The organism is Terrabacter sp. GCM10028922 (assembly GCF_042666095.1).
Classification (GTDB): domain Bacteria; phylum Actinomycetota; class Actinomycetes; order Actinomycetales; family Dermatophilaceae; genus Terrabacter.
Genome location: NZ_JBHTFG010000036.1, coordinates 68,582 through 92,574 on the forward strand (window position 1 = coordinate 68,582; position 23,993 = coordinate 92,574).

Consider the following 23,993-nt stretch of genomic DNA (forward strand, 5'->3'; position numbering starts at 1 on the left):
CGTATGCCGCTGAGCTGGCCCAGCGGCATACGCACCGCCTGTCGTGTGGTGGCCTTCTCAGACCTCTTCGACGCTGGACGGCTCACGCCGGCTCAGGTCGATGCCGAGCTCCTCCGCAGCGCGGAAGACCTCCTCGTCGGACTCCTTCATCTCGATCGTCGTGCCGTCGGAGCTCAGGACCTCGACGTTGAGACACAGGGACTGCATCTCCTTGAGGAGGACCTTGAACGACTCCGGGATGCCCGAGTCCGGGATGTTCTCGCCCTTGACGATCGCCTCGTAGACCTTGACGCGGCCAGGGACGTCGTCCGACTTGATCGTCAGCAGCTCCTGGAGCGTGTAGGCAGCGCCGTACGCCTCGAGCGCCCAGACCTCCATCTCACCGAAGCGCTGGCCACCGAACTGGGCCTTACCGCCGAGCGGCTGCTGGGTGATCATCGAGTAGGGACCCGTCGAGCGAGCGTGGATCTTGTCGTCGACGAGGTGGTGCAGCTTGAGGATGTACATGTAGCCGACCGCGACGGGCTCCGGGAACGGCTCGCCGGAGCGGCCGTCGAAGAGGCGCGTCTTGCCCGAGGCGTCGATGAGGCGCACGTCGTCACGCGTCTTGAGCGTCGAGTCGAGCAGACCCGTCACGACGTCCTCGGACGCACCGTCGAAGACCGGCGTCGCCACGCGCGAGCCGGGCGGGGCCTCGTGCGCGTCGGGCGCGATCTCGGCAGCCCACTCGGGGTTGCCCTCGATCTTCCAGCCGCGCGAGGCGGCCCAGCCTAGGTGCAGCTCGAGGATCTGGCCGAGGTTCATACGACGCGGCACACCGTGCGGGTTGAGCACGACGTCGACCGGCGTGCCGTCCTCGAGGAACGGCATGTCCTCGACCGGGAGGATCTTCGAGATGACGCCCTTGTTGCCGTGGCGACCGGCGAGCTTGTCACCGTCGGTGATCTTGCGCTTGTTGGCCACGTAGACGCGGACGAGCTGGTTGACGCCCGGGGGGAGGTCGTCGCCGAGGTCGGCGCGGAACTCCTTGACGCCGATGACCGTGCCGGTCTCGCCGTGGGGCACCTTGAGCGAGGTGTCGCGCACCTCGCGCGCCTTCTCGCCGAAGATCGCACGGAGCAGGCGCTCCTCCGGGGTCAGCTCGGTCTCGCCCTTGGGCGTGACCTTGCCGACGAGCAGGTCGCCGTCACGGACCTCGGCGCCGACGCGGATGATGCCGCGCTCGTCGAGGTCGGCGAGGACCTCCTCGGAGACGTTCGGGATGTCCCGGGTGATCTCCTCGGGGCCGAGCTTCGTGTCGCGGGCGTCGACCTCGTGCTCCTCGATGTGGATCGAGGAGAGGACGTCGTCCTGGACCAGACGCTGGCTGAGGATGATCGCGTCCTCGTAGTTGTGGCCCTCCCACGACATGAACGCCACGAGCAGGTTGCGCCCGAGCGCCATCTCGCCACCGTCGGTCGCGGGACCGTCGGCGATGACGCCACCGGCCTCGAGACGGTCGCCCTCGTTGACGAGGACGACCTGGTTGTAGCTCGTGCCCTGGTTGGAGCGCGCGAACTTGGCGATGCGGTACGTCTGGTACGTGCCGTCGTCGTTGGCGACGGTGACGAGGTCAGCCGACACCTCCTGGACGACGCCGGCCTTCTCGGCACGGACGACGTCACCGGAGTCGACGGCGGCGCGGTACTCCATGCCGGTGCCGACGAGCGGGGCCTCGCTCTTGACGAGCGGGACCGCCTGACGCTGCATGTTGGCGCCCATGAGGGCACGGTTGGCGTCGTCGTGCTCGAGGAACGGGATCATCGCGGTCGCGGCCGACACCATCTGGCGCGGCGAGACGTCCATGTAGTCGACGTCGGCGCCGGGGACGAGCTCGACCTCGCCGCCCTTGGTGCGCACGAGGACGCGATCCTCGACGTAGTCGTTCTTCTTGTCGAGCGGGGCGTTGGCCTGCGCGACGACGTAGCGGTCCTCCTCGTCGGCCGACAGGTAGTGGATCTCGTCGGTGACGTGGCCGTTCTCGACCTTGCGGTACGGCGTCTCGATGAAGCCGAACGCGTTGATGCGGCCGTAGGACGCGAGCGAGCCGATGAGGCCGATGTTCGGGCCTTCCGGCGTCTCGATCGGGCACATGCGGCCGTAGTGCGACGGGTGGACGTCACGGACCTCCATCTGGGCGCGGTCACGGGAGATGCCACCCGGGCCGAGCGCGGACAGACGACGCTTGTGCGTCAGACCCGCGAGCGGGTTGTTCTGGTCCATGAACTGCGAGAGCTGCGAGGTCCCGAAGAACTCCTTGATCGACGCCACCACGGGGCGGATGTTGATCAGGGTCTGCGGCGTGATGGCCTCGACGTCCTGCGTGGTCATGCGCTCGCGGACGACGCGCTCCATGCGCGACAGACCGGTGCGGACCTGGTTCTGGATGAGCTCGCCGACGGAGCGCAGGCGGCGGTTGCCGAAGTGGTCGATGTCGTCGACCTCGACGCGGACGTCGATCTCGTCGCCGTTCTTGACACCCTTCATCGAGTCCTGGCCGTCGTGGAGCGTGACGATGAACTTGATGGTCTTGACGATGTCGTCGATCGACAGGGTCGAGTCGTTGATCGAGGCGTCGAGGCCGAGCTTCTTGTTGACCTTGTAGCGGCCGACCTTGGCGAGGTCGTAGCGCTTGCCGTTGAAGTAGAGGTTGTCGAGCAGCGTCTGCGCGGCCTCCTTCGTCGGCGGCTCGCCCGGGCGCAGCTTGCGGTAGATGTCGAGCAGCGCGTCGTCCTGGCCCTGCGTGTGGTCCTTCTCGAGGGTCAGACGCATCGACTCGAACTCGCCGAACTCCTCGAGGATCTGGGCCTCGGTCCAGCCGAGGGCCTTGAGGAGCACCGTGACCGACTGCTTGCGCTTGCGGTCGACGCGGACGCCCACCATGTCGCGCTTGTCGATCTCGAACTCGAGCCAGGCACCACGGCTCGGGATGATCTTGGCCGTGTAGATGTCCTTGTCGGACGTCTTGTCGGGCGTGCGCTCGAAGTAGACGCCCGGGCTGCGGACGAGCTGGGAGACGACGACACGCTCGGTGCCGTTGATGATGAACGTGCCGCGCTCGGTCATGAGCGGGAAGTCACCCATGAACACGGTCTGGCTCTTGATCTCACCCGTCTGGGCGTTCATGAACTCAGCCGTGACGAAGAGCGGCGCGTCGTAGGTCTGGTCGCGCTCCTTGCACGACTCGATGGACTTGCGGGTCTCCTCGAAGCGGTGGTCGCGGAACGACAGCGACATGGAGCCGCTGAAGTCCTCGATCGGGGAGATCTCCTCGAAGATCTCCTCGAGCCCGGACCGGTCCGGGACGTCGGTGCGTCCCTCGGCCTTGGCCGCGGCGACGCGAGCCTGCCAGCGCTCGTTGCCGAGCAGCCAGTCGAAGCTCTCCGTCTGAAGGGCCAGGAGGTCAGGGACCTCGAGCGGTTCGCGAATCTTCGCGAAGGACAGACGTCCCGAAGGGGTCTGTGCGGTGGACATGTTCGTCGCAGTACGCGAGGCAGCCAAGGAGGGTCCTTCCACGGGCCTTTTTCGAATCTTCAGATCCGCGTTGCCGCATGGCTCCGCTCGCGGGTCCCGAGGTCGAGCCGGATGCCGGATGGCATGGTGAGTGGCTTGACCGAGGTCGCGAAGGGTGGGCATGGGCAGCGCAAAGGCCTAGCCTACCGTCAAAGGGCAGGAGTGTCCAGCCGGGTCAAGAGACGGAGATCGTCTGCCGAGCGGCCACCAGTCGTTGACGACCTGTGGACCTCGGCGTGACCTGCCACGCCCCCCGGACCGGGAGCTCGCGATGCGAACGCGACGAATATGGCCCTCCGCGGGCCCGGCGTCAAGACCCCTGCCCTGCGAGGCGCGTCGCGACCGCTTCCGAGGACTGCCTCCGGCCGCGTCGTGAGCGCTCCCTTCGACGCCCGGCGACACGCCGGGCGTCGCGTCCACGTACCGCGTTGACCTGCGACGACGCGTCGCAGGCACGCCCGGTCGAGCCGTCCGTACGCATGCCCAGCCCTAGCATTGGCGACCGTCAGAGATCCGCCGACGCGACCGTCCAGAAGGAAGCCATGTCCGACCCCAACCCGCCCGAGCAGCCCTCCTTCAACCAGCCCGCGGGCAGCCACCCGACGACGCCGATGCCGACGGGCCAGCCTTCCTCGCCCTCGCCCTCGGCCTCGCCCCCGTCCCCGTCCCCGTCCTCGCCCTCGTCCATTTCGGGCGGCAGCACGCCGCCGCCACCGCCCGCATCGACCGGAGGGCCCACCGGCATGTCGAGCATCCCCGACCCCGCGAAGGAGGGCGCCGGGTTCCTCGGCGCCCTCTTCGACTTCAGCTTCACCAACTTCGTCACGCCGATCCTCGTGCGCTTCGTCTACCTGCTCGCGACCGTCGCGCTCACGGCCAGCTGGCTCATCTTCGTCTTCGTCGGCTTCGCGCGGGGCTTCGGCAGCGGCCTCACGGCGCTCATCCTCGGCCCGATCTTCCTGGTCATCTACCTCGCGGTCATTCGCATGACGCTGGAGTTCTACCTCTCGGTCGTCCGCATGAGCGAGGACATCCACCGACGGCTCCCCCAGGCCTGACCTTCCGCCACAGGGCCACCCCACCACGTCGAGTGGGCACTTTCACCCGGGTGCGAAGTGCCCACTCGACTGGTCCGGGGGGTCCGGCGGGTGCGAAGTGCCCACTCGACTCGGGGGTGTGGGGTTGGGGGTGGCGAGAGGGGTCTCAGAGGGAGGGCTGCTGCTGGGTGATGCAGTGGATGCCGCCGCCGCGGTCGAAGAGCGGCCTGGCGTCGACGCCGACGACGGTGCGGCCGGGGTAGGCGTCGGCCAGCACCCCGAGGGACGCGTCGTCCTGCTCGTCCCCGAACGTGCAGGCGATGACGGCGTCGTTGACGACGAGGTGGTTGATGTACGACCAGTCGACGGGGCCCTCAGCGTCGGCCAGGGTGCGAGGGGCGGGCACGCCGACGACCTCGAGCCGCTGGCCGCGCGCATCATGAGCGTCCTGGAGCAGCTCTCGCAGCTCCCGGCTCACAGCATGGTCGGGGTGCGCGGGGTCCTGCTGGTCGTGCAGCAGCACGATCCCGGGGCTCGGCATCGTCGCGACGATGTCGACGTGGCCCCGCGTGCCGAACTCGTCGTAGTCGCGCGTCAGACCGCGCGGCAGCCAGACGAACGCCGTCGCGCCGATCGTGCGGGCAAGCTCGGCCTCGACGTCGGCACGGGTCAGGCCGGGGTTGCGGCCGGGGTCGAGCTGCACGGTCTCGGTGAGCAGCACCGTGCCGAGCCCGTCGACGTGGATGCCGCCCCCCTCGTTCACGAGCCTCGAGTCGATGACCTCGGCGCCGGCGAGCCCGCCGAGGTAGGACCCGATGCGCGCGTCGTGCTCCCAGCTGGCCCAGGCCTGCGCGCCCCAGCCGTTGAAGACCCAGTCGACGGCCCCGAGGCGCGTGCCGTCGGCAGAGCGAACGAACGTCGGGCCGATGTCGCGCATCCACGCGTCGTCGAGGGCGGCCGGCACGAGCTCGACGTCAGGGTGCAGCAGCGCGCGCGCGACGTCGAGGTCGTCGGGCACGACGACCATCCGCACCGGTTCGAACGGGACGATCGCGTTGGCGACCGCGGCCCACGTGCTGCGAGCCGTCTCGACCTCGGCCTGGGTGTCGCCCAGCGTGTACCCCTGGCTGGGCCACGCCATCCAGGTGCAGTCGTGCGGGGCCGTCTCGGCCGGCATCCGCCAGACCGCCTCGCCCGCCGACCTGCCCGCCAGCACGCCCGAGGGCGCCGGGGCGGCGTCGGTCACTGGTCGACCTCACGACGGTGCTCGTCGCGCACGGGGGCCGTCAGGGCGGCATACGAGTCGGGGCGACGCGTCGCGAGGAACGGGAAGAGGTCGAGCCAGTCGCGACGCTGAGCCACGTCGAGGTCTGCGACGAGGACGGCGGCCTCGTCGCGAGGCGCCTGCACGAGGATGCGGCCGTAGGGGTCGGAGATGAACGAGCTGCCGTAGAAGGTGATGAGGCCCTCGGTGCCGAACCGGTTGGGCACGACCATGAAGAGGCCGTTGGCGATGCCGTTGCCGACGATGACCTGCTGCCACAACGGCTGGGTGTCGAAGCCGGGGTGGTCGGGCTCGGAGCCGATGGCCGTGGGGTAGCAGAGCACCTCCGCCCCGCCGAGCGAGTAGAGGCGGGCCACCTCGGGGAACCACTCGTCCCAGCACGTCGGGAGGCCCAGCCGCAGGGACGGGTCGTCCAGTGCCACAACGGGATAGGCGTCCTCGGACGGACCGGGACGGAAGTACTTGTCCTCGTAGTAGCCGGCCGTCACCGGGATGTGGGTCTTGCGGGTACGCGCGACGAGCTCTCCGCTCGGGGCCACGACGACGGCGGTGTTGAAGCCGAGCCCGTCACCGGCGTCGGACCGCTCGTAGAGCGACGCGTGGACGTGGACACCGAAGTCTCGTGCGGCCTCGCGGGCGAAGGTGACGGTGGGGCCGGCCTCGAGGTCCTCCGCGATGGCCGAGGGGGTCCCTTCGGGCAGGGTGTCGGCGGGGTATCGCGACAGCGTCAGCTCCGGCAGGAAGACGATGCGTGCCCCGGCATCGGCCGCCGTGCGGATGCCGTCACGGAGCGTGTCGACCAGCGCATCGGGGTCATCGACCCACCGGTGCTGGACGAGGCCCACCCGCACCGGCGGAGCCTCCGGGTCGTCGACGCGGGCGAGGGAATCAGGGACGCCATTGGCCTGGATGAGCTTCACAGCGTGCAGTATGCCAACCCACCGGGACCCACGGCCGCTGCCGGCCCCATGCCCCGGTGGACCTCCGAGAAGGCACGACAGCCTTGACGGAGGCGTCGGTCCCGGACGTCGACCACGACGCCCGGGACCTTCCCCCCGTCAGAAGGCCGACAGGTCGCTGACGAGCCAGCGGTCGCCGACCTTGCGCATGGTCGCGATGACCCGGTTCTGGTCGATCGCCGGAGCCTGCTGGGCCTTGGTCGTCGTGGCCTGGTTGACGAAGGCCATGACGCGCACGGTCGTGCCCTCGCCGCCGTCACCGGCCGTGTCCATGACGCCCACGTCGTAGACCTTGGCCTGGACCGTCGCCTCGTTCTTGAGGGCCATCGGCTTGATGTCGGTGGCCGCGACCTTCGTGAACTGGTCCTTGAACGGCGAGGTGAGCTGCGCCGTGACCTCGCTGACGTGGCGGTCGAACGTGGCACCGCTGTAGCTGAGCAGGCTCTCGAGCGTCGTGCGGGCCGACCCGGCCGCGGCCGTGCGGTCGGTATCGGACATGCCCGGGCGCAGGGCGTAGACGAGCGAGGCGGCCAGGAGCGCGAGCGCGAGCGTCGCGCCGATCGCGGAGGACCAGAGACCTGCGGATCGCCGTTCGGCCCGCTCGGGCTGCGGCTGCTCTCCAGTGTCCACGGACGTGAGGGTGGCGGCCGTCCGCGCCGTGGGCTCGACGTGCTCGTCGAGGGTGGCGGGCCGTTCGGTCTCGACGGCATCCGGTGACAGCGCCGTCGCCGGCGGCGCCACGGGCCTGAGCGTCTGGTCGGTCGTGGGACGGCCTCGGCGCCGGGCTCCGGCGACGCGCTTGCGCGGGCTGCCGGATGCGACGGCCGGGCGAGGGTTGTCAGCTGACGAAGTCAAGGTTGCTCACCTTCCACGCGTCGCCGACCTTCACGAGGTCGAGGCGGAGCCGGTACGTCTTCTTCTCGGCCTTCGGGGTCGAGGCGTTCGACGTCGGGGCGACCACTCCCACGATCACCTTGGCCGAGTCGTCGTCGCCCGACACGAGCGAGGCCTCGGCGCGCTCGACGGTGGAGACCGTCTTGTTGGCCGTGACGACCGGTTTGAGCTGCGCCAGCGTGGAGGAGTACTCCTTCTGGAACGAGCCGGTGGACTCTGCGAGGACGCGCTTGGTGTCGGCGTCGAACGTCGCGGCGTTCATCGTCACGAAGTTCACGGCGATCTGCCGGCCGGCCGCGAGCGCCGCGGCGCGGCTGTCGGCCGCGCGCTGCTGCTGCCACGTCGCCCGGCCCAGCGAGGCCGTGACCGCGACCGCGGCGAGCAGGAAGAGGGCCGTCAGCGTCCAGAGGAGACGCGGGCGGGGACGCCACGTGCGGGCACCCCTAACGTCCGCACGTGGCGCGTCGGAGGGGCTCGGGGTCGCGTCGGGCGGCGCGCCGGCTGGACCGGTCGCGGCGCGCGCCGCACCGTCGTCAGTCGGGTCTGGCGACTGTGGGGGTCGCTCGGCCTCCGAGCGGGTGGTGACCATCGTCATCGAGGGGTGTCCTTCCATCACCGGCTAGCGGAGCGCCTCCTGCATCATCCAGAGCCAGCTCGTGCCGTTGCCGGTCCGTTCGTCGTCGCCGGCCGGGACGACCGGGGACTGCACTGACAACGAGGCAGGGCTGCCGGAGGTCACGGCCCGGTTGCCGAGAGCCACCGGCACGGGGCCGAACGCCATGGGGAAGCTCTGTCCGCCCTGGCTGCTCCGGGTGGGCTTGGGGGCGTTCTGGGCACCACGCACGTTGACGCCCGAGCCGCGGGAGGCGGCGCAGTGCGCATCGAGGTTGACGGGCGGAAGACCCTGCGTCTGGTGGGGGTCGACCTTCCTCGTGCCCTCGTAGCCCACCTCGCACGCCTTGGGGTCGTCGGCGTTGAGCACGAGGCCGAAGTGCGCGGTGCCGTCGCCGGGGATGACGGTGTAGCCGCCCGTGACGACATCCGGGTAGGTGACGAGCAGCTGCTCGATGCCGTCGAGCCGTGCCGTCGTCACGTTGCCGATGGTGATGAAGTTGGCGAGCAGGGCCGCGAGACTCTGCTTGTTCTCGGAGATGAGGGCGTCGAGCTGCGTGACGGCGACGGAGCCCCGGTCGAGCACCACCCGCAGGTCGGGATCGGCCTCGCGGAGCGCGTCGGCGACGTCAGCGAAGCCGGAGACGCTCGTGCGGATGTCGTCGCCGGTGCGCACCTGGGTGTCGAGCACGATCCGGCCGTCGTCGATGAGCTTGGTCGTCTCCGGCAGCGCCTCGGACGCGGCGATCGTCAACGCGTCGCCCGAGTCGATGAGCCGCTGGAGGTCCGCGCCGCCGCCCTTGAAGGCCTCGGCGAGCTCGTCGACGGTGGTCACCAGCGCGTCGCGTGGCACCGAGGCGACCGTGTTGTCGACGTGCTGGAGCAGCTGGTCGATGCGGATCGGGAACGTCGTGCGCTCGCGCGGGATGACGTCGCCGGCGGCGAGGAAGGGCGCGCGGGCGGTGCGCGGCTGGAGGTCGAGGTACTGCTCCCCCACCGCCGAGCGGTTCTCGACGACGGCGGTCGTGTCCTTCGGGACCTGGGTGCCGCGGTCGAGACGGGCATCGACCAGCACGCCGTTGCCCGACAGGCGCATCCCCTCGACCTTGCCGACGGTGACGCCGCGGTAGGTCACCTCGGCACCGACGAAGATTCCACCTGACTGGGCGAGGTCAGCCGACACGAGGTACGTGCCACCCGCGATCTTGTCGGTGAGCCCGACGTAGTTGGCGGAGAGGATCGCCACGAGCGTGACCGACAGCAGCGCGAAGGCGGCGAGCTGGAGCCGCACGGTACGGGTGATCATCGGGAGCCTCCCGTGGGGAACAGCGTGGACCACGACGCCTCGTCGGCCTCTGCCGACCCCGACTGGGGCGCGCCGAGCACGCCACCGGGCAGCGTCGTGGGCAGTCCGGTGGGCACCGGGACGCCCGGGACCGACGGCAGCGGCACCCTGGGGAGCGGGACCGACGGCAGCGGGACCGAGGGCAGCGGGACCGAGGGCAGCGGCAGGTCCGGCAGCCGGCCGACGCCGAGGTTCTCGGCGATGGTGTCGACGTCGGTGTCGAGGGTCACCCAGAGGTTGGTGAAGTCGCCCCTGATGGTGTTCTGGGCGTTGTTCGGGAACGGGTAGGTCAGCAGCAGCTGGTAGCTCTTGGGCAGGTCGTCCCCAGCCTTGTTGAGCTGGCGCAGGATCGGGTTGACGGCGCGAAGGTTGGCCTCGAGGTCGGCGCGCGAGCCGCGGATGACGCGGGTGCCGACCTCGCCGAGGTCGCGCAGCGCCGTCAGCATCGCGGTCAGCTGGCGACGCTGGTCGGCGAGGATCGTCAGGCCCTTCGGCAGCTCGTCGAGGGCCTTGCCGATCCTGTCCTGGTTCTTCGCGAGGGTGCCCGAGAGCCGGTCGATGCTGTCGATGGCACGGACGATCTCGGACCGCTGCGCGTCGAGGCCCCCGACGAAGGTGCCGAGCTGCTTCACGAGGTCCCTGACGTTGCTCGTGCGGCCTCGGAGAGCGTTGTTGAGCTCAGCCTCGATGGTCTTGAGCTGGGCTACGCCACCACCGTTGAGCAGCAGGGACATCGCGCCGAGGACCTCCTCCACCTCGGGGTTGCGGCTCGTGCGCGCGAGCGGGATGCGGTCGCCCTGACCGAGCCGGCCCTGGGGCGCCACGTCAGTCGGCGCGGCGAGGGCGACGTACTTCTCGCCGAGCAGCGACGTCTGCTTGAGCTCGGCCGTCGCGTTGTCGGGGAGCACGACGCCACGCGGGAGCCGCAGGTGCACGGTCGCGGTCCACCCCGTGACCTGGATGTCCTCGACGGAGCCCACGGTGACCTGGTTGACCTTGACCGACGACTGCGGCACGAGGTCGAGCACGTCGGCGAACTCCGCCGTGACCGTGTAGGAGTCGTCGCCCGTGCCTGCGCCGCCAGGCAGTGGCAGGTCGTACGCGCTGCAGCCCGAGACCCCGACGAGCGTCAGCAGGCTCACCGCGATGGTCACCACGCGGGTCCTTCTCGTGGGGTGGACGGCGGCCGTGGCCCGCCGTGGGTCGGTATACGTCATCGGGAGCCTCCGAGGAGTCCGCCGAGGGTCGGGTCGGCACCGCGGAGGTTGACGAGCCCGTCGGGCTGCGGAGTGCCTTGCAGCGCAGAGCCGCTCGGCAGCGAGGGCAGCGTCGGGAGCTTGGGCAGCACGGCGTCCTTGAGTGAGTCGCACAGCTTCGTGTTGCCGGTGCGGGTCGGGCCGGTGAGGATCGAGCACACGAGCAGCAGCGGGTCGTCGAGACCCTTGGCGTTGTTGCGGGTGTCGAGCGTGCCGGTCTGCGGGTGGTACGCGTTCTGGAGGTTCGACAAGGCGACGGGCGCGTTCTCGAGCAGCTGCGCGAGAGCCTGGCGGTTCTTGGCGAACGCATCGGTGACGGTGACGGCGCGGTCGAGGTTGCTCTTGAGCAGCGCGCGGTTGTCGGCCACGAAGCCGGAGACCTCGTCGACGGCCACGCCGAGGCTCTCGAGGGTGGCCTTGAGGTTGTCGCGCTCCTCGCTCAGCTGGACCGCCACGGTGGCGAGGTCGGAGTTGAGCCGACGCACCTGCGTGTTGTTCGTGGCGAGCATCGAGGTGAAGGACTGGAGGTTCTTCACCGTGCCGAAGAGGTCGTCGCGGCTGCCCGAGAGGGTCGAGAGCGCCGTCGACAGGTCGCGGACCGTGGCGTTGACCTGCTCGCCATTGCCCTCGAGGTTGGCGGCCGACGTGCGGAGCAGCGCGTCGAGGGCGCCGTCCTTGTTCGCGCCGTCGGGGCCGAGGGCGACCATGAGGTCGTCGAGGCTCTGCGACACACGGTCCAGCTCGACCGGGACGGCGGTGCGCTGCAAGGGGATCCGCGTGCCAGCCGCGAGGGTCGGGCCGTTCTCGTAGACCGGCAACAGCTGCACGTAGCGGTCCGAGACGAGCGACGGCGCGACGATCGCCGCCTTCGCCGACGCCGGGACGCGGTACTTCGAGTCGTAGCTGAAGGTCACGTGCACGTGGTCGCCCTCCGGCGTCACGGTGTCGACCTGGCCGACCTTGACGCCGAGGATGCGCACGTCGGAGCCCGGGTAGAGCCCGACCGCACGGGTGAAGTCGGCGCTGACGCTCGTCTGGGCCTGGCGGGGCCAGAAGACGATGCCTGCCGCCACGAGTGCGACGACGACGAGGCCGGTGACGAGCTTGCCGAGGAGCGTCGCAGGACCGTGGAGCCGGCCGAACGGCATACGGGACGCCTGGGGCGCGGCCATCAGCGACCACCTCCGGAGGTGCTTGGAAGGAGCAGGTCGGGCAGCTGCGTCCCGGGCAGGGCGAGACCGGGCGCACCCACGGGCACGACGAGGTTGGAGACCCACGTGTCGAACCAGCGGCCGGTGCCCAGCGTGTTGGCGTACACGCGCGTGAAGGGTGCCATCGCACGGATCGTCTTCTGCAGGTCGGCGTCGTGCTTCTGGAGCATGGCGAGCGTCTTGTCGAGCTCGGCCAGCGCGGGCTTCAGCTGCGCGCGGTTGTCGCGGGCCAGGCCGGTCAGCTGCTTGGCGAGCGCCGAGGTGTTGCGAAAGAGCGTCCGGATGTCGTCCCGGCGCTTCACGAGCTCGACCATGAGCAGGTCGGCATCCTTGATGAGCGTGCTGACCTGCTGGTTGCGGCTGCGCACGAGCCCGGTGACGTGGTTGGCCCGCTGGAGCAGGGAGCCCAGCTCGGAGTCGCGGCTGGCGATCGTCCGCGACAGGCGCGACAGTCCGTCGAGAGTGGCCCGGACGTACTGGGGGCTGTCCCGGAACTCGGTGGCGATGACGGTCAGCGACGACGCCAGCTGGTCGGTGTCGATGCGCTCGGTCGTCGTCGTCAGGTCCTGGAAGGCGTTGATGACGTCGTAGGAGCTCACCGTGCGCGAGACGGGGATCTGCGCGTCGGCCTCGAGCTGGCCGGTGCCCTTGGGGTCGAGCGCGACGTACTTCTCGCCGAGGATCGTCTTCATCCGGATCGACGCACCGGTCTGGGGGCCGAAGCTCGCGTCCTCGGTGACCCTGAAGTCGACGCGCACGTGGTCGCCCTCCAGGTCGACGCCCGTGACCTTGCCGACCTTGACGCCGGCGATGCGCACGTCGTCGTCGGGGCGGATGCCCCCGGCCTCGGAGAACGCCGCGCTGTATGCCGTGCCGCCGCCGATGAAGGGCAGGCTGGCAGCGTTGAACGCCAGGTAGAGGAGCAGGGCGAGGACGGCCAGACCGACCGCGCCGATCGGCACGGGGTTGCGCTCGCGGAAGGGCGTGCTCATGAGGGGCACCTCGCGGACGCGACGTCGTAGGTCGGGCTGACGCCGGGCAGGATCGGGTTCCTGGTGTCGAAGCGGCAGAGGTAGAAGTTGAACCACGACCCGTAGGTGGCCGTGCGCGTCAGGGTGGTGATGCGCTTCGGGGCGTTGGTGATGAAGTCCTCGAACTCCTTGACGTTCGCGGGCTTGTTGACCGTCGTCGCGAGGGTGCGCAGCTGGGCGATGTCGTCCTTGACGAGCGGGCGCGTCGAGACGAGAAGGTCGGCGGTCTCGGCCGACAGGGTGTTGATGCCCGACAGCGAACGGCCGATCGTCTCCCGGTCGGCCGCGAGGCCGCTCGTGAAGCGCTGCAGCTGGTCGATGAGCGAGAGCAGCTGCTGGTCGTGCGCGTCGACGGTGCCGAGCACGGCGTTGAGGTTGTCGACGGTGCGCCCGATGACGGCGTCGCGGTCGGCGATGGCCGACGTCAGGCTCGCCGTCTTGGCGAGCAGCGTGTTGATGTCTCCGCCCTCTCCCTGCAGGGTCTGGATGAGCAGGCCCGACAGCTCGTTGACGTCGCTGGGCGAGAGGGCCGCGAAGAGCGGCTTGAAGCCGTTGAAGAGCACCGTCAGGTCGAGCGCCGGGTGGGTGCGCGAGAGCGGGATCGTCGCCCCGTCCGCCAGCGGCGCCGGGGCACCCGTGCCCTGGCTCAGCGCGAGATAGCGCTGGCCGACGAGGTTTCGGTACTTGACCGTCACCTCGGTGCCCTGCGTGAGCACCGAGCTCTTGAGCACCGAGAACTCGATCTCGGCGTCGGCTCCGTCGGACGTGGCGCCACGGGCGACCCGGACGTCGGTCACCTCACCGACGCGGACGCCGGCGATGCGGACGTCCTGACCGGCGACGACGCCGGTCGCGTCGCGCACCACGGCGGTGTAGGTCGCCTTGGAGCCGAGCTGGATGTTGGCGATCGTCAGCGCGAGGATGCTCGTCGCGAACAGCGTGACGGCCGCGAAGACGATGAGCTTGACCAGCGAACCCTTGACCTTCATCGGATGCTCACCACCGTGCCGCGCATCATCGGCCCCGCAAGGAGCGTCTGGATGCCGCTCGCGCCGGCCGGCGCCGGGTCCCCGTCATCCGCCAGCAGCGCGCTGACGACCCTCTGCTCCTCGACGGTGCCGGCCGAGCCGGAGTCCGCCGCGGGCGCCTGGCCCAGCAGGGCCTGTGGCAGCGCCGAGAAGGGTGTCGCGTCGCTGGCCGGGTGGGTGCCGTCGTCGAAGTGGTTGCCCGCGAACGGGTTCGACTGCGACCCGTCGGGACTGGGCAGGCCGAAGCAGTCCGGGCCGCGCTTCTCGTTCCAACGTGGCTCCTCCCCCGGCCGGTAGGGCTGGCGCGGCGGCACGACCTCGAGGGTGATGTGGAAGGTGTTGCCGGAGAAGGCGGCATTGACGCGCGGGAGCCAGTTCACGAGGCCCGACGCGACGCAGGGGTAGATCGGCGAGTACTCGGCGAGGAGCCCGAGCGTCGGCCTGCTGACCTGACCGACCTGGATGATCCGCTGCTCGTTGTCGCGCAGGAAGCCCGCGGCCTCGTTGGCGAAGCCGGCCGTGCCGACGAGGAAGGCCGCGAGCTGCTGGTCCTTCTCGACGATCGTGCGGTTCGTGACGCGGGCGGCCTCGGTGAGCCGGAAGAAGTCCGGCGCGATGCCGTCGTAGAGGTCGGCCGCGTCGGCGAGCAGCGAGATGTCCTTCTGGATCGTCGGCATCTTCGGGTTGAGGGCCTTGAGGTAGCGGTCGACGAGCACGAGGTTCCGACCGATCTGCTCGCCACGGCCGTCGAGCGTCGTCGACAGGGCGTTCAGGGTCGTGGCGAGCTTGGCCGGCTGGACCGTGCGCAGCAGCGGGTAGAGGTTCTCGAGCACGGTCTCGAGCTCGATGGCGACGCGGCTGCGGTCCTGCGGGATGACGTCGCCGGCCCGGATCGGACGCGCGTTCGTCGGCGCCGTCACGAGGTCGACGTAGCGCTCCCCGAACAGGGTCTTGGGCAGCAGGCGCGCACGGACGTTGGACGGGATCCTGGCGACGTCCTCGGGACGCAGGGCCAGCTCGAGGCGCGCGCCGTCAGGGGTCGCCTCGACCGTGCGCACCTCGCCGACGAGCAGCCCCCGCAGCTTGACGTCCGAGCTCTCCTGCAGCTGGCTGCCGAGGCGGTTCGTCTCGAGCGTGACCATGACGACGGGCGTGAACCGCTGCTGGAAGGACGCGACGGCGAGCCCGACGAGCAGGGCCACGACGGTGAGGAAGACGATGCCGTACGCCTTCGCGCCGATGCGCCATCGCGTCAGCTGGGTGAGCGGCCCGGGGCTCGTCTCGCTCATCCGGCGATCCTCACGCTCGTCGTCGCACCCCAGATGGCGAGCGACAGGAAGAAGTCGACGATGTTGATCGCGACGATCGAGGTGCGTACCGCTGTGCCGACGGCGACGCCGACACCGGCGGGGCCACCCGAGGCGGTGTAGCCGTAGTAGCAGTGGATGAGGATGATGACGACCGCGAACACCATCACCTTGACGAACGACCAGAACACGTCGCCGGGTGGCAGGAACAGATGGAAGTAGTGGTCGTACGTGCCCTCCGACTGCCCGAAGTAGGTCGTCGAGATGAAGCGCGTGGCCGCGTACGAGCTGAGCAGGCCCAAGACGTACAGCGGGATGACGGCGACGAAGCCGGCGATCATCCGCGTCGTGACGAGGAACGGCAGCGACGGGATGCCCATGACCTCGAGCGCGTCGACCTCCTCGGAGATGCGCATGGCGCCGAGCTGCGCGGTGAAGCCGCAGCCGACGGTGGCCGCGAGCGCCAGGCCGGCGACGAGCGGTGCGATCTCGCGGGTGTTGAGGTAGGCCGAGAAGAACCCGGTGAAGGCACCCGTGCCGAGCTGGTCGAGCGAGGAGTAGCCCTGCAGGCCGACCTCGGTGCCGGTGAAGAAGGCGAGGAAGGCGATGACGCCGACCGTGCCGCCGATGACGGAGAGCGCGCCCGTGCCGAGGGAGACCTCGGCCAGGAGCCGGACGACCTCCTTCTTGTAGCGGCGCAGCGTGCGGCCGCTCCACGCCAGCGAGCGCACGTAGAAGCGCATCTGCTCGCCGAGCGAGTCGAGCGCGCGGGCGGGCCGGGTCGCGACCTGCAGCAGCCGCTCCCCCGTGGGGTTCTGGGTCCTCGTCGTCACTGTCGTCTCCTAGATCTTCTGGGGGACGACCTGGAAGTACACGGCCGTGATGACGAAGTTGACGACGAACAGCAGCATGAAGGTGATGACGACGCTCTGGTTCACGGCGTCGCCGACCCCCTTCGGACCGCCCCCGGCGTTGAGTCCCTTGTAGGCCGCGACCACGGCCGCGATGGCGCCGAAGACCAGCGCCTTGATCTCCGCCGTCCAGAGGTCGGGCAGCTGCGCGAGCGCGGTGAAGCTCGCGATGTAGGCACCCGGCGTGCCGCCCTGGACGATGACGTTGAAGACGTAGCCGCCGACGACTCCGACGACGGAGACGAGGCCGTTGAGCAGGAGCGCGACGAGCATCGAGGCGAGTACCCGCGGCACCACGAGGCGCTGGATCGGGCTGATGCCGAGCACCTCCATCGCGTCGATCTCCTCGCGGATCTTGCGCGAGCCCAGGTCCGCGCAGATGGCCGACCCACCGGCGCCTGCGATGAGCAGCGCCGTGACGATCGGGCTCGCCTCGCGCAGCACGGCGAGCACGCTGGCGGCGCCCGTGTAGGACTGGGCGCCGAGCTGGCGCGTCAACGTGCCGAGCTGCAGCGCGATGACCGCGCCGAACGGGATCGACACGAGGGCCGTCGGCAGGATCGTCACGCTCGCGATGAACCACGCCTGCTGGATGAACTCCTTGACCTGGAAGGGCCGCTTGGGCAGGGCCCGGAAGACGTCCAGCGCCAGGGCGAAGAGCGAACCCGACTGGCGCAGGACGCCGGTGAGGGGTGCGGCCACGTCAGCTCACCTCGCCCACGAGCTCGGACGGGACGGCATACGGGGAGGTGCTGCGGCTCGGCGACGCGATCGCGCCCGCCGCCACGGTCGAGGTCTCGAAGGATCCCGGCGGAGGCGTCACGCCGTTGTCGCGACACCAGGCACCCGCAGGGCGCGCCGTTCGCCGCAGCGAGCCGTCGCTCGTCGGCAGCTGGAGCGCGATCGGCGGCAGCGGCGGCAGCTCCTGACCCGACTCTGCGGCGAGCTCGTCGGCGTCCTTCTCCTCGGACATGCCGATGGGGCCGACCCGCTGGGCGTTGAGGAACTGGCGCACCACCGGCTCCTCGGAGCTGAGCAGCATCTCGCGCGGCCCGAACATCGCGAGGTGCCGGTGGTACAGCAGGCCGATGTTGTCGGGAACCGTGCGCGCGGTGTTGATGTCATGCGTGACGATGAGGAAGGTCGCCTCGATCTGCGCGTTGAGGTCGACGATGAGCTGGTTGAGGTAGGCAGTGCGCACCGGGTCGAGGCCTGAGTCGGGCTCGTCGAACAGGATGATCTCGGGGTCGAGCACGAGGGCGCGGGCGAGCCCGGCGCGCTTGCGCATCCCGCCGGAGATCTCGCCGGGCAGCTTGCCCTCGGCTCCCTGGAGCCCGACGAGCTCGATCTTCTCGCCCACGATGCGCCGGATCTCGGCCTCGGTCTTCTTCGTGTGCTCCCGCAGGGGGAACGCGATGTTGTCGTAGAGGTTCATCGACCCGAAGAGGGCGCCGTCCTGGAACAGGACGCCGAACAGCTTGCGCACCTCGTAGAGATCCGACTCGCGCAGGCGCGTGAGGTCACGGCCGTTGATGATGATCGAGCCGGCGTCGGGCTTGAGCAGGCCGACGAGGGTCTTGAGGAACACCGACTTGCCCGTGCCCGACGGGCCGAGCATGACCGAGATCTCCCCCGCGGGAAGCGTGAGGGTCACGTCCCGCCAGATCGTCTGCGACCCGAAGGTCTTGGTCAGCCCCGTGACCGTGATCTCCACACCCATGTGGCATCCACCTACATCTCTCCACCGTCTCGACTCGGCTACGGGGAAACGAGTGCGCGACGCGGAAGTTACGCGCCAGTTCACTTGTGCGGACCTCTGCCTGCCGGCGTGGATACGCTGGGTCCACCGTGCGGACGAGGAGGGGGGAATGCGTGCAGAGCTCCGGCCGACCCAGGTCGTGCCCGGGGCCGTCCTCGAGGTGGAGGGCACCCGCCACCGGGTCATCGGCACCCTGCGCTTCGACTGGGGCGGCACGCGCTGGGGCGAGCACTGCATCGAGAGCACCCCTGGCCCGAACGAATGGCTCTCGATCCGCCCGCGTGGCGGAGCCACGGTCGTGCACTGGAAGCCGCGGTACGACCTCTTCGGTGAGCCCGACCGGGCCGGCATGACCATGGACGGCCGCCGGTGGACCCTGCTCGAGGCCGGCACCGCGACCTACGTCGCCGAGGGCGACACGGGCACGGGGTCGCACGGCTCGTGCGACTTCGTCGAGTTCTCCGACGCCCAGGGCCTGCTCGTCTTCGAGAGCTTCGACGCCGGCGTGTGGGAGATCAGTCTCGGCCGCCTCGTCGACCCTTCGCTGGTCCGCAGCTACCGCGAGGTCGCGGGCGACTGACCTGCCGGCTCAGTGGGTGCCGGTGACCTCGTGGCTCACCGCGTCGCCGTCGACGCGGAGGGTCACGGCGGCGACGCGCCCGTCTTCGCCGTGGCCCGCGAGGGCCGCGAGCAGCTCGCCGAGACGAGTGAACGTCTCTGGCGTCGGCACCGGAGCCTGGCCGTCCGCGTTGCCCGACAACCCGGTGAGCCGGTGCTCGGCGTCGAGGGTGAGCGCGGCCGTGAGCCGCTCGACGGGTGCCCCCCGCTGGGCGGCGACCCCCTGACGCAGCGTCGCCGCGACCTCGTCGAGCAGGTCCGAGACCGTCGGGCGTGTGCCCGCGCGGCCGTCGGCCTCCCCGTCCGCCGGCGCAACGGCCGCGGCCGCTGGGGCTGCGGGGGCGGTGTTGGCTGCTGGGGCGGTGTCGGCTGCTGGGGCGGCGTCGGCGGCTGGGGCGGTTGGGGCTGTTGGGGCGGCGTCCGCGCGCTGGGCGGCCGGCGCCTGGCGCGGCTGGTGGCCTTCGCTGAGAGAGCCGATGGCGGCGAACTCGATCTTCGCGAAGTCGACCTCGGCGTCCCTCGCGAGCGAGTTGTCGATGACGTAGGCGAGGTTGACGGCCAGGTCCGTCATACCGGGGTGGAGCTGCTGCCCGACGTAGCGGGCGCAGAGCAGGAGCGCGTGGACCCGCACCATGGTGCGTCCCTTGCGGTCATCGACCCGTTGGTCCGCGTCGACGCGGTTCAGGTCGAAGCCCTCCTGCGGATAGAAGTGCAGCGGTCTGTCGAGCACGAGGAGCGAGTAGTCGGGGCGGTCCGAGCCCGGCATGAGCCGGTAGAGCTCGCCGTTGAGCGGTAGCTGCCACTCGAGCTCGGGAGGAGCCGCCTCGAAGCGGGTGACGCTGACGAGCGGGCCGTAACGACCCACCGGCCCCGACGGGGTCGGCTCGCCCACCGTCACCGCGCCAGGGTCGGTCGCAATGGTCACGCTCGAGGCAGCGTCGGGGCTGATGGGCACCGACGGCACCGGGTGCTCCTCCGGTGACCCCGGCTCGGTGGTCGCCGCGGTCTCACCGGCGGGCCTGAAGGTGCGAGACAGCCATCCCATGCGGCAAACCTACCCGGCGCGGCCACGCCGCCTCGTCGAGGTCGGGCAGCTCACGGAGCGCATGCTCCGGGCTCGCGCGCGGCCGGGGGCGCGACGCCGGTCGGGCGTGGTTACGGTGGTTCGGTGACGACAGTGAGCAAGGACGCTCGGGACCTCCACCTGGCCGGGCTCACGCAGGCGCTGACGCCGGGCGCGCTCCTCACCGAACCCGAGGGCGTCGCCGCGTACCGCTTCGACTACACGGCTGACGCCGGCGCCGGTATGCCGCTCGCCGTGGTGCGCGCGGCGAGCGCGGCCGACGTGCAGGCCACGGTGCGGTGGGCCGCTCAGCACGGCGTGCCCGTCGTCCCGCGAGGTGCCGGCAGCGGGCTGTCGGGCGGCTCGAACGCGGTCGACGGGTGCCTCGTGCTGAGCCTCGAGCGGATGCGCGCGGTCGAGGTCGACACGGCGACGCGCACGGTGACCGTCCAGCCCGGTGCCCTCAACGTCGAGGTCAAGCAGGCCGCGGCCGAGCACGGGCTGTGGTACCCACCCGACCCCTCGTCGTTCGAGATCTGCTCGATCGGTGGCAACGTCGCGACCAACGCCGGCGGGCTCTGCTGCGTCAAGTACGGCGTCACGACCGACTACGTGCTCGGCCTCGACGTCGTGCTCGCGGACGGCACCCTCGTGCGCCTCGGTGGGCAGCGCGTCAAGGACAGCGCGGGCCTCTCTCTCGTCAAGCTCTTCGTCGGGAGCGAGGGCACGCTCGGTGTCGTCACCCGCGCCATCCTCCGGCTGGTTCCCGCACAGGCCCCGCCCGCGACGCTCGTCGCCACCTTCGACGACGTGGCCGACGCTGCCCGCGTCGTCGTCGCCATCGGTGCCACGCTGCGCGCCTCGATGATGGAGCTCATGGACCAGGCCTCGATCAACGCCGTAGAGGACCACCGCAGCATGGGCCTCGACCGCACGGCCGGCGCCCTGCTCATCGCCCAGTCCGACGCCCCCGGCGCCGCCCGCGGCGAGGAGGTCGCCGAGATGGAGCGGCTGTGCAGCGCCGGGGGCGCCCGCGAGTGCTTCACGACGACGGATGCCGCCGAGAGCGAGCTCTTCGTCGCCGCCCGCCGCGCTGCGATCATCGCGATCGAGCGGCGTGGCGCGATCATGCTCGAAGACGTCGGCGTGCCCGTGCCGCGGCTGCCGGACCTGCTGACCGGCATCGCCGAGATCGCCCGCATCCGTGGCGTCGAGATCCCGGTCGTCGCGCACGCCGGCGACGGCAACACCCACCCGATCGTCGTGTACCCGCCCGGAGACGCCGACGCGAAGGAGCGCGCGGCGCTCGCGTTCTCCGAGGTCATGAGTCTCGCCATCGCCCTCGGAGGCACGATCACCGGCGAGCACGGCGTCGGCCGCCTCAAGCGGGCGGCCCTGCCGGAGCAGCTCGGACCGGACGTCATGGCCCTGACCCACCGCATCAAGAACGCCCTCGACCCGTTGGACATCCTCAACCCTGGAGCCGGATTCTGATGACGACCACCCCTGTGACGGCCAATCCTCGCCCGATCGCCGAGCGGCACCTCTTCGGGCCGGGTCCGTGCAACCCCTACCCGGAGGCGACGCTCGCCCTCGCCGCGCCGCTCCTCGGCCACCTGGACCCGGACTTCCTCGAGGTCATGGACGAGACCTGCGAGCTGCTCCGCCACGTGTGGGGCACCGACAACCGGCGCACGCTACCGCTGTCGGCGACCGGGTCGGCCGGCATGGAGGCAGCGTTCGTCAACACCGTCTCCCCGGGCGACGTCGTCGTCGTCGCGGTCAACGGGCTCTTCGGCGAACGCATGGTGGACGTCGCCGGCCGTCACGGGGCCGAGGTCGTCCGAGTCGACCACGAGTGGGGCACACCCGTCGATGCCGAGCGGGTCGTCGCGGCGCACCCCGCGCCCTCGATCATCGCGGCCGTGCACGCCGAGACCTCGACAGGTGTCCGCTCCGACATCGCCGCCCTCGGGGCCGCGAAGGGCGACGCGCTGCTGCTCGTCGACGCGGTCACGAGCATCGGCGGCATCGAGCTGCGCGCCGACGAGTGGGGCATCGACATCGGCTACGCCGGCACCCAGAAGTGCCTCGGCGTCGCGCCCGGGCTCGCCCCGTTCACGATCAGCGACCGCGCCTTCGAACGCCGCGTCGAGAAGCCGTCGTCGTGGTACCTCGACCTCGGCCTGCTGGGCGGCTACGTCGGCGAGGCGTCCGGGGCGGGCAAGCGCACCTACCACCACACCGCACCGACCGCGATGGTGGCGAGCCTGCACGCGGGGCTGCAGCGCATCGCGGCCGAGGGGCTCGAGAAGGTGTGGGACCGCCACGCCGAGGCCGGCCGCCTGCTCCAGGAGGGCCTGCTCGAGATGGGCCTCGAGCTCTTCGCCGCCGAGGGTGCCCGCCTGCCCGAGCTGACGACCGTCCGCGTACCCGAGGGTGTCGACTCCGCCGCCGTGCGCGGCTACCTCCTCGAACGGCACAACCTCGAGATCGGCGCCGGCGTCGGCGAGTTCGCCGCCACCGTCTGGCGCATCGGTCTCATGGGCCACAACGCGCGGCCCGACCGCGTCGCCCTCGTCCTCGGCGCACTCAGGGACGCGTTGGCGCACGCGTCCTGACCCAGCCCGTCGCCGCCCGACCCCCGCCCCGTCGCCGCTGAGACGGAACAGCGGAAGGCGGGCCCGACCGTGTGGTCGGACCCGCCTTCGCGGTGATGCTGGAGCCCCGGCTGACTCGCGTCTAGCCGGGACGGCTCACTTGAGCTCGACGGTGGCGCCGGCGCCCTCGAGCTGCTCCTTGGCCTTCTCGGCCGCAGCCTTGTCGACGTTCTCGAGAACGGGCTTCGGGGCGCCGTCCACGAGGTCCTTGGCCTCCTTGAGGCCGAGGCTCGTGAGCGCGCGGACCTCCTTGATGACCTGGATCTTCTTCTCGCCGGCGGCAACGAGAACGACGTCGAACGAGTCCTTCTCCTCCTCCTCGACGGGGGCAGCGCCGCCGGCGCCGGCCGCGGGAGCGGCGGCAACGGGGGCAGCAGCGGTGACCTCGAAGGTCTCCTCGAACTGCTTCACGAACTCGGAGAGCTCGATGAGGGTCATCTCCTTGAAAGCGTCAAGGAGCTCGTCGGTGCTGAGCTTCGCCATGGTGGCTTCCTTCCTAGATATTGCCGTGAGTGGCGTGTTGTTGAGTCGAGCTGGTGCGCGGGAGCGCAGTCAGCTCTCGTCGCCACCCTCGGCGACGTCGGTGGTCGCCTCGTCGGCCGCAGCGGCCTCCGTGGCGGGAGCCTCGTCGGCGGCAGCCGGCGTGGCGGGACCCTGCGCCTCGACCTTCTGGCGCAGGGCGTCGACCACACGGGCCGTCTGCGACAGAGGAGCGACGAAGAGGTATGCAGCCTTGGTGAGGGAGCCCTTCATGGCGCCCGCAAGCTTGGCCAGCAGAACCTCGCGGGACTCGAGGTCCGCGAGCTTCGTGATCTCCTCGGGGCTCAAGGACTTGCCGTCGAGGACGCCAGCCTTGATCACGAGGAGGGGGTGAGCCTTGGCGAAGTCACGCAGACCCTTGGCCGCCTCGACCGGGTCACCGGTGATGAAGGCGATGGCCGACGGGCCCTGGAGGTGGCCGTCGAAGGCCGAGATACCGGCCTCCTTCGCGGCGCGCTCCGTGAGCGTGTTCTTGACCACGGCGTAGGTGGCGTGTTCCCGGATCGAGCTGCGCAGCTGCGAGAGCTGTGCCACGGTCAGACCGCGGTACTCGGTGAGAACGGCCGCGCCGGACTCACGGAACTTGTCCGCGATCTCGGCAATGGCTGCGCTCTTCTCGGCGTTCGCCATCTGGGCCTCCTTCCCTTGCGTGGTGGCCGCCGGCGAAGGGGCCCGCAGGGCCTGCACGAAAAGAGCCCCGGCGCAGGGCGCTCGGGGCTCGCAGCGGCATACGCTCGGTATGCCGTGAGGCTGAGTGTCCTGCGCTGGCTGCCCGCATCGTGCGGGACCTTCGGGAGATCGTGGTTGCCCACGCCCTCCAAACCGGCGGTCATTGGTCGTCGACCAGAGTACGGGACGCTGCGGGTGCGGGCCAAATCGAGCAGTGCAGGCACCGGAGCACCGGTCACGCCGACCTGAGGACGCA

At 70.4% G+C, this 23,993-nt stretch carries 22 protein-coding genes; 4 read left to right on the plus strand and 18 right to left on the minus strand.

Translation table 11 applies throughout. From position 1 onward, the window contains the following. Positions 1-57: 57 nt before the first annotated feature. Positions 58-3,540, minus strand: coding sequence for a DNA-directed RNA polymerase subunit beta (gene rpoB / locus ACFQU3_RS22945; RefSeq protein ID WP_385914131.1), 3,483 nt, complete (start codon positions 3,538-3,540; stop codon positions 58-60). Between the two features lie 517 nt (positions 3,541-4,057). After that, on the minus strand, positions 4,058-4,306 hold the full coding sequence (locus ACFQU3_RS22950) for a hypothetical protein (RefSeq protein WP_385914133.1): 249 nt from the start codon (positions 4,304-4,306) through the stop codon (positions 4,058-4,060). Between ACFQU3_RS22950 and ACFQU3_RS22955 the strand changes: the two genes are divergently transcribed. Then, positions 4,296-4,610 (plus strand): DUF4282 domain-containing protein, encoded by a 315-nt coding sequence (locus ACFQU3_RS22955; protein ID WP_385914135.1) that lies wholly within the window; start codon positions 4,296-4,298, stop codon positions 4,608-4,610. The two genes, ACFQU3_RS22950 and ACFQU3_RS22955, sit on opposite strands and share 11 nt — an antisense overlap. 145 nt (positions 4,611-4,755) lie before the next feature. On the opposite strand, the gene ACFQU3_RS22960 is transcribed toward ACFQU3_RS22955, so the two are convergent. The 13 genes from ACFQU3_RS22960 to ACFQU3_RS23020 all read right to left on the minus strand — a co-directional run bounded on the left by ACFQU3_RS22960 (position 4,756) and on the right by ACFQU3_RS23020 (position 18,148). Continuing rightward, positions 4,756-5,766: an agmatine/peptidylarginine deiminase gene (locus tag ACFQU3_RS22960; RefSeq protein WP_385914771.1), complete on the minus strand. Its 1,011-nt coding sequence runs from the start codon at positions 5,764-5,766 to the stop codon at positions 4,756-4,758. Between the two features lie 65 nt (positions 5,767-5,831). Next, positions 5,832-6,794 (minus strand): nitrilase-related carbon-nitrogen hydrolase, encoded by a 963-nt coding sequence (locus tag ACFQU3_RS22965; protein ID WP_385914137.1) that lies wholly within the window; start codon positions 6,792-6,794, stop codon positions 5,832-5,834. 138 nt (positions 6,795-6,932) lie between these two features. Next, positions 6,933-7,688, minus strand: a complete 756-nt coding sequence (locus tag ACFQU3_RS22970; protein WP_385914139.1) for a hypothetical protein — start codon at positions 7,686-7,688, stop codon at positions 6,933-6,935. Beyond that, positions 7,672-8,322, minus strand: coding sequence for a hypothetical protein (locus ACFQU3_RS22975; protein ID WP_385914141.1), 651 nt, complete (start codon positions 8,320-8,322; stop codon positions 7,672-7,674). Before ACFQU3_RS22975 ends, ACFQU3_RS22970 begins: the two co-directional genes overlap by 17 nt. Positions 8,323-8,346: 24 nt before the next feature. After that, positions 8,347-9,645: an MCE family protein gene (locus ACFQU3_RS22980; RefSeq protein WP_385914143.1), complete on the minus strand. Its 1,299-nt coding sequence runs from the start codon at positions 9,643-9,645 to the stop codon at positions 8,347-8,349. Further along, on the minus strand, positions 9,642-10,841 hold the full coding sequence (locus ACFQU3_RS22985; RefSeq protein ID WP_385914145.1) for an MCE family protein: 1,200 nt from the start codon (positions 10,839-10,841) through the stop codon (positions 9,642-9,644). Before ACFQU3_RS22985 ends, ACFQU3_RS22980 begins: the two co-directional genes overlap by 4 nt. A 56-nt stretch (positions 10,842-10,897) precedes the next feature. Further along, complete coding sequence (locus tag ACFQU3_RS22990; protein ID WP_385914147.1) at positions 10,898-12,112, minus strand: MCE family protein; 1,215 nt, start codon at positions 12,110-12,112, stop codon at positions 10,898-10,900. After that, the gene (locus ACFQU3_RS22995) at positions 12,112-13,143 is read right to left on the minus strand and encodes an MCE family protein (RefSeq protein ID WP_385914149.1); all 1,032 of its coding nucleotides are present in this window, start codon (positions 13,141-13,143) and stop codon (positions 12,112-12,114) included. The genes ACFQU3_RS22990 and ACFQU3_RS22995 overlap by 1 nt, the downstream gene beginning before the upstream one ends. After that, positions 13,140-14,171 carry an MCE family protein gene (locus tag ACFQU3_RS23000; RefSeq protein WP_385914150.1) on the minus strand — a complete coding sequence of 344 codons (1,032 nt, stop codon included), beginning with the start codon at positions 14,169-14,171 and terminating at the stop codon, positions 13,140-13,142. The genes ACFQU3_RS22995 and ACFQU3_RS23000 overlap by 4 nt, the downstream gene beginning before the upstream one ends. Then, on the minus strand, positions 14,168-15,499 hold the full coding sequence (locus tag ACFQU3_RS23005; protein ID WP_385914152.1) for an MCE family protein: 1,332 nt from the start codon (positions 15,497-15,499) through the stop codon (positions 14,168-14,170). The genes ACFQU3_RS23000 and ACFQU3_RS23005 overlap by 4 nt, the downstream gene beginning before the upstream one ends. Beyond that, positions 15,496-16,260, minus strand: a complete 765-nt coding sequence (locus tag ACFQU3_RS23010) for an ABC transporter permease (RefSeq protein ID WP_385914774.1) — start codon at positions 16,258-16,260, stop codon at positions 15,496-15,498. Before ACFQU3_RS23010 ends, ACFQU3_RS23005 begins: the two co-directional genes overlap by 4 nt. Before the next feature lie 99 nt (positions 16,261-16,359). Beyond that, on the minus strand, positions 16,360-17,130 hold the full coding sequence (locus tag ACFQU3_RS23015; RefSeq protein WP_385914154.1) for an MlaE family ABC transporter permease: 771 nt from the start codon (positions 17,128-17,130) through the stop codon (positions 16,360-16,362). A 1-nt stretch (position 17,131) separates the two neighbouring features. Then, entirely contained in the window at positions 17,132-18,148 is a 1,017-nt protein-coding gene (locus ACFQU3_RS23020; RefSeq protein ID WP_385914156.1) for an ABC transporter ATP-binding protein, read from the minus strand. A gap of 148 nt (positions 18,149-18,296) precedes the next feature. Here ACFQU3_RS23020 and ACFQU3_RS23025 point away from each other — a divergent pair, with 148 nt between their 5' ends. After that, complete coding sequence (locus tag ACFQU3_RS23025) at positions 18,297-18,767, plus strand: DUF4178 domain-containing protein (protein WP_385914158.1); 471 nt, start codon at positions 18,297-18,299, stop codon at positions 18,765-18,767. Positions 18,768-18,776: 9 nt separating this feature from the next. Here ACFQU3_RS23025 and ACFQU3_RS23030 read toward each other — a convergent pair whose 3' ends face one another. Beyond that, complete coding sequence (locus ACFQU3_RS23030; RefSeq protein ID WP_385914160.1) at positions 18,777-19,850, minus strand: hypothetical protein; 1,074 nt, start codon at positions 19,848-19,850, stop codon at positions 18,777-18,779. A gap of 123 nt (positions 19,851-19,973) precedes the next feature. Between ACFQU3_RS23030 and ACFQU3_RS23035 the strand changes: the two genes are divergently transcribed. Both ACFQU3_RS23035 and ACFQU3_RS23040 read left to right on the plus strand, forming a co-directional pair. Further along, positions 19,974-21,362, plus strand: coding sequence for an FAD-binding oxidoreductase (locus tag ACFQU3_RS23035; protein ID WP_385914161.1), 1,389 nt, complete (start codon positions 19,974-19,976; stop codon positions 21,360-21,362). Further along, entirely contained in the window at positions 21,362-22,489 is a 1,128-nt protein-coding gene (locus tag ACFQU3_RS23040) for a pyridoxal-phosphate-dependent aminotransferase family protein (RefSeq protein ID WP_385914163.1), read from the plus strand. Before ACFQU3_RS23035 ends, ACFQU3_RS23040 begins: the two co-directional genes overlap by 1 nt. A gap of 135 nt (positions 22,490-22,624) precedes the next feature. Here ACFQU3_RS23040 and rplL read toward each other — a convergent pair whose 3' ends face one another. Together rplL and rplJ are read right to left on the minus strand one after the other, a co-directional pair. After that, positions 22,625-23,011, minus strand: a complete 387-nt coding sequence (gene rplL / locus ACFQU3_RS23045; RefSeq protein WP_385914165.1) for a 50S ribosomal protein L7/L12 — start codon at positions 23,009-23,011, stop codon at positions 22,625-22,627. Positions 23,012-23,080: 69 nt separating this feature from the next. Then, entirely contained in the window at positions 23,081-23,698 is a 618-nt protein-coding gene (gene rplJ / locus ACFQU3_RS23050; protein ID WP_385914167.1) for a 50S ribosomal protein L10, read from the minus strand. Positions 23,699-23,993 lie beyond the last annotated feature (295 nt).

Coding starts and splice junctions, on each gene's coding strand:
- ACFQU3_RS22955 (WP_385914135.1), top strand. CDS start 4,296: ATGTCGAGCATCCCCGACCCCGCGAAGGAGGGCGCCGGGTTCCTCGGC.
- ACFQU3_RS23030 (WP_385914160.1), bottom strand. CDS start 19,850: ATGGGATGGCTGTCTCGCACCTTCAGGCCCGCCGGTGAGACCGCGGCG.
- ACFQU3_RS23010 (WP_385914774.1), bottom strand. CDS start 16,260: ATGCGCTTCTACGTGCGCTCGCTGGCGTGGAGCGGCCGCACGCTGCGC.
- ACFQU3_RS22990 (WP_385914147.1), bottom strand. CDS start 12,112: ATGGCCGCGCCCCAGGCGTCCCGTATGCCGTTCGGCCGGCTCCACGGT.
- ACFQU3_RS22950 (WP_385914133.1), bottom strand. CDS start 4,306: ATGCTCGACATGCCGGTGGGCCCTCCGGTCGATGCGGGCGGTGGCGGC.
- ACFQU3_RS22975 (WP_385914141.1), bottom strand. CDS start 8,322: ATGACGATGGTCACCACCCGCTCGGAGGCCGAGCGACCCCCACAGTCG.
- rplJ (WP_385914167.1), bottom strand. CDS start 23,698: ATGGCGAACGCCGAGAAGAGCGCAGCCATTGCCGAGATCGCGGACAAG.
- ACFQU3_RS23025 (WP_385914158.1), top strand. CDS start 18,297: ATGCGTGCAGAGCTCCGGCCGACCCAGGTCGTGCCCGGGGCCGTCCTC.
- ACFQU3_RS23020 (WP_385914156.1), bottom strand. CDS start 18,148: ATGGGTGTGGAGATCACGGTCACGGGGCTGACCAAGACCTTCGGGTCG.
- ACFQU3_RS23040 (WP_385914163.1), top strand. CDS start 21,362: ATGACGACCACCCCTGTGACGGCCAATCCTCGCCCGATCGCCGAGCGG.
- ACFQU3_RS23000 (WP_385914150.1), bottom strand. CDS start 14,171: ATGAAGGTCAAGGGTTCGCTGGTCAAGCTCATCGTCTTCGCGGCCGTC.
- ACFQU3_RS22960 (WP_385914771.1), bottom strand. CDS start 5,766: ATGCCGGCCGAGACGGCCCCGCACGACTGCACCTGGATGGCGTGGCCC.
- ACFQU3_RS22980 (WP_385914143.1), bottom strand. CDS start 9,645: ATGATCACCCGTACCGTGCGGCTCCAGCTCGCCGCCTTCGCGCTGCTG.
- rplL (WP_385914165.1), bottom strand. CDS start 23,011: ATGGCGAAGCTCAGCACCGACGAGCTCCTTGACGCTTTCAAGGAGATG.
- ACFQU3_RS22995 (WP_385914149.1), bottom strand. CDS start 13,143: ATGAGCACGCCCTTCCGCGAGCGCAACCCCGTGCCGATCGGCGCGGTC.
- ACFQU3_RS23005 (WP_385914152.1), bottom strand. CDS start 15,499: ATGAGCGAGACGAGCCCCGGGCCGCTCACCCAGCTGACGCGATGGCGC.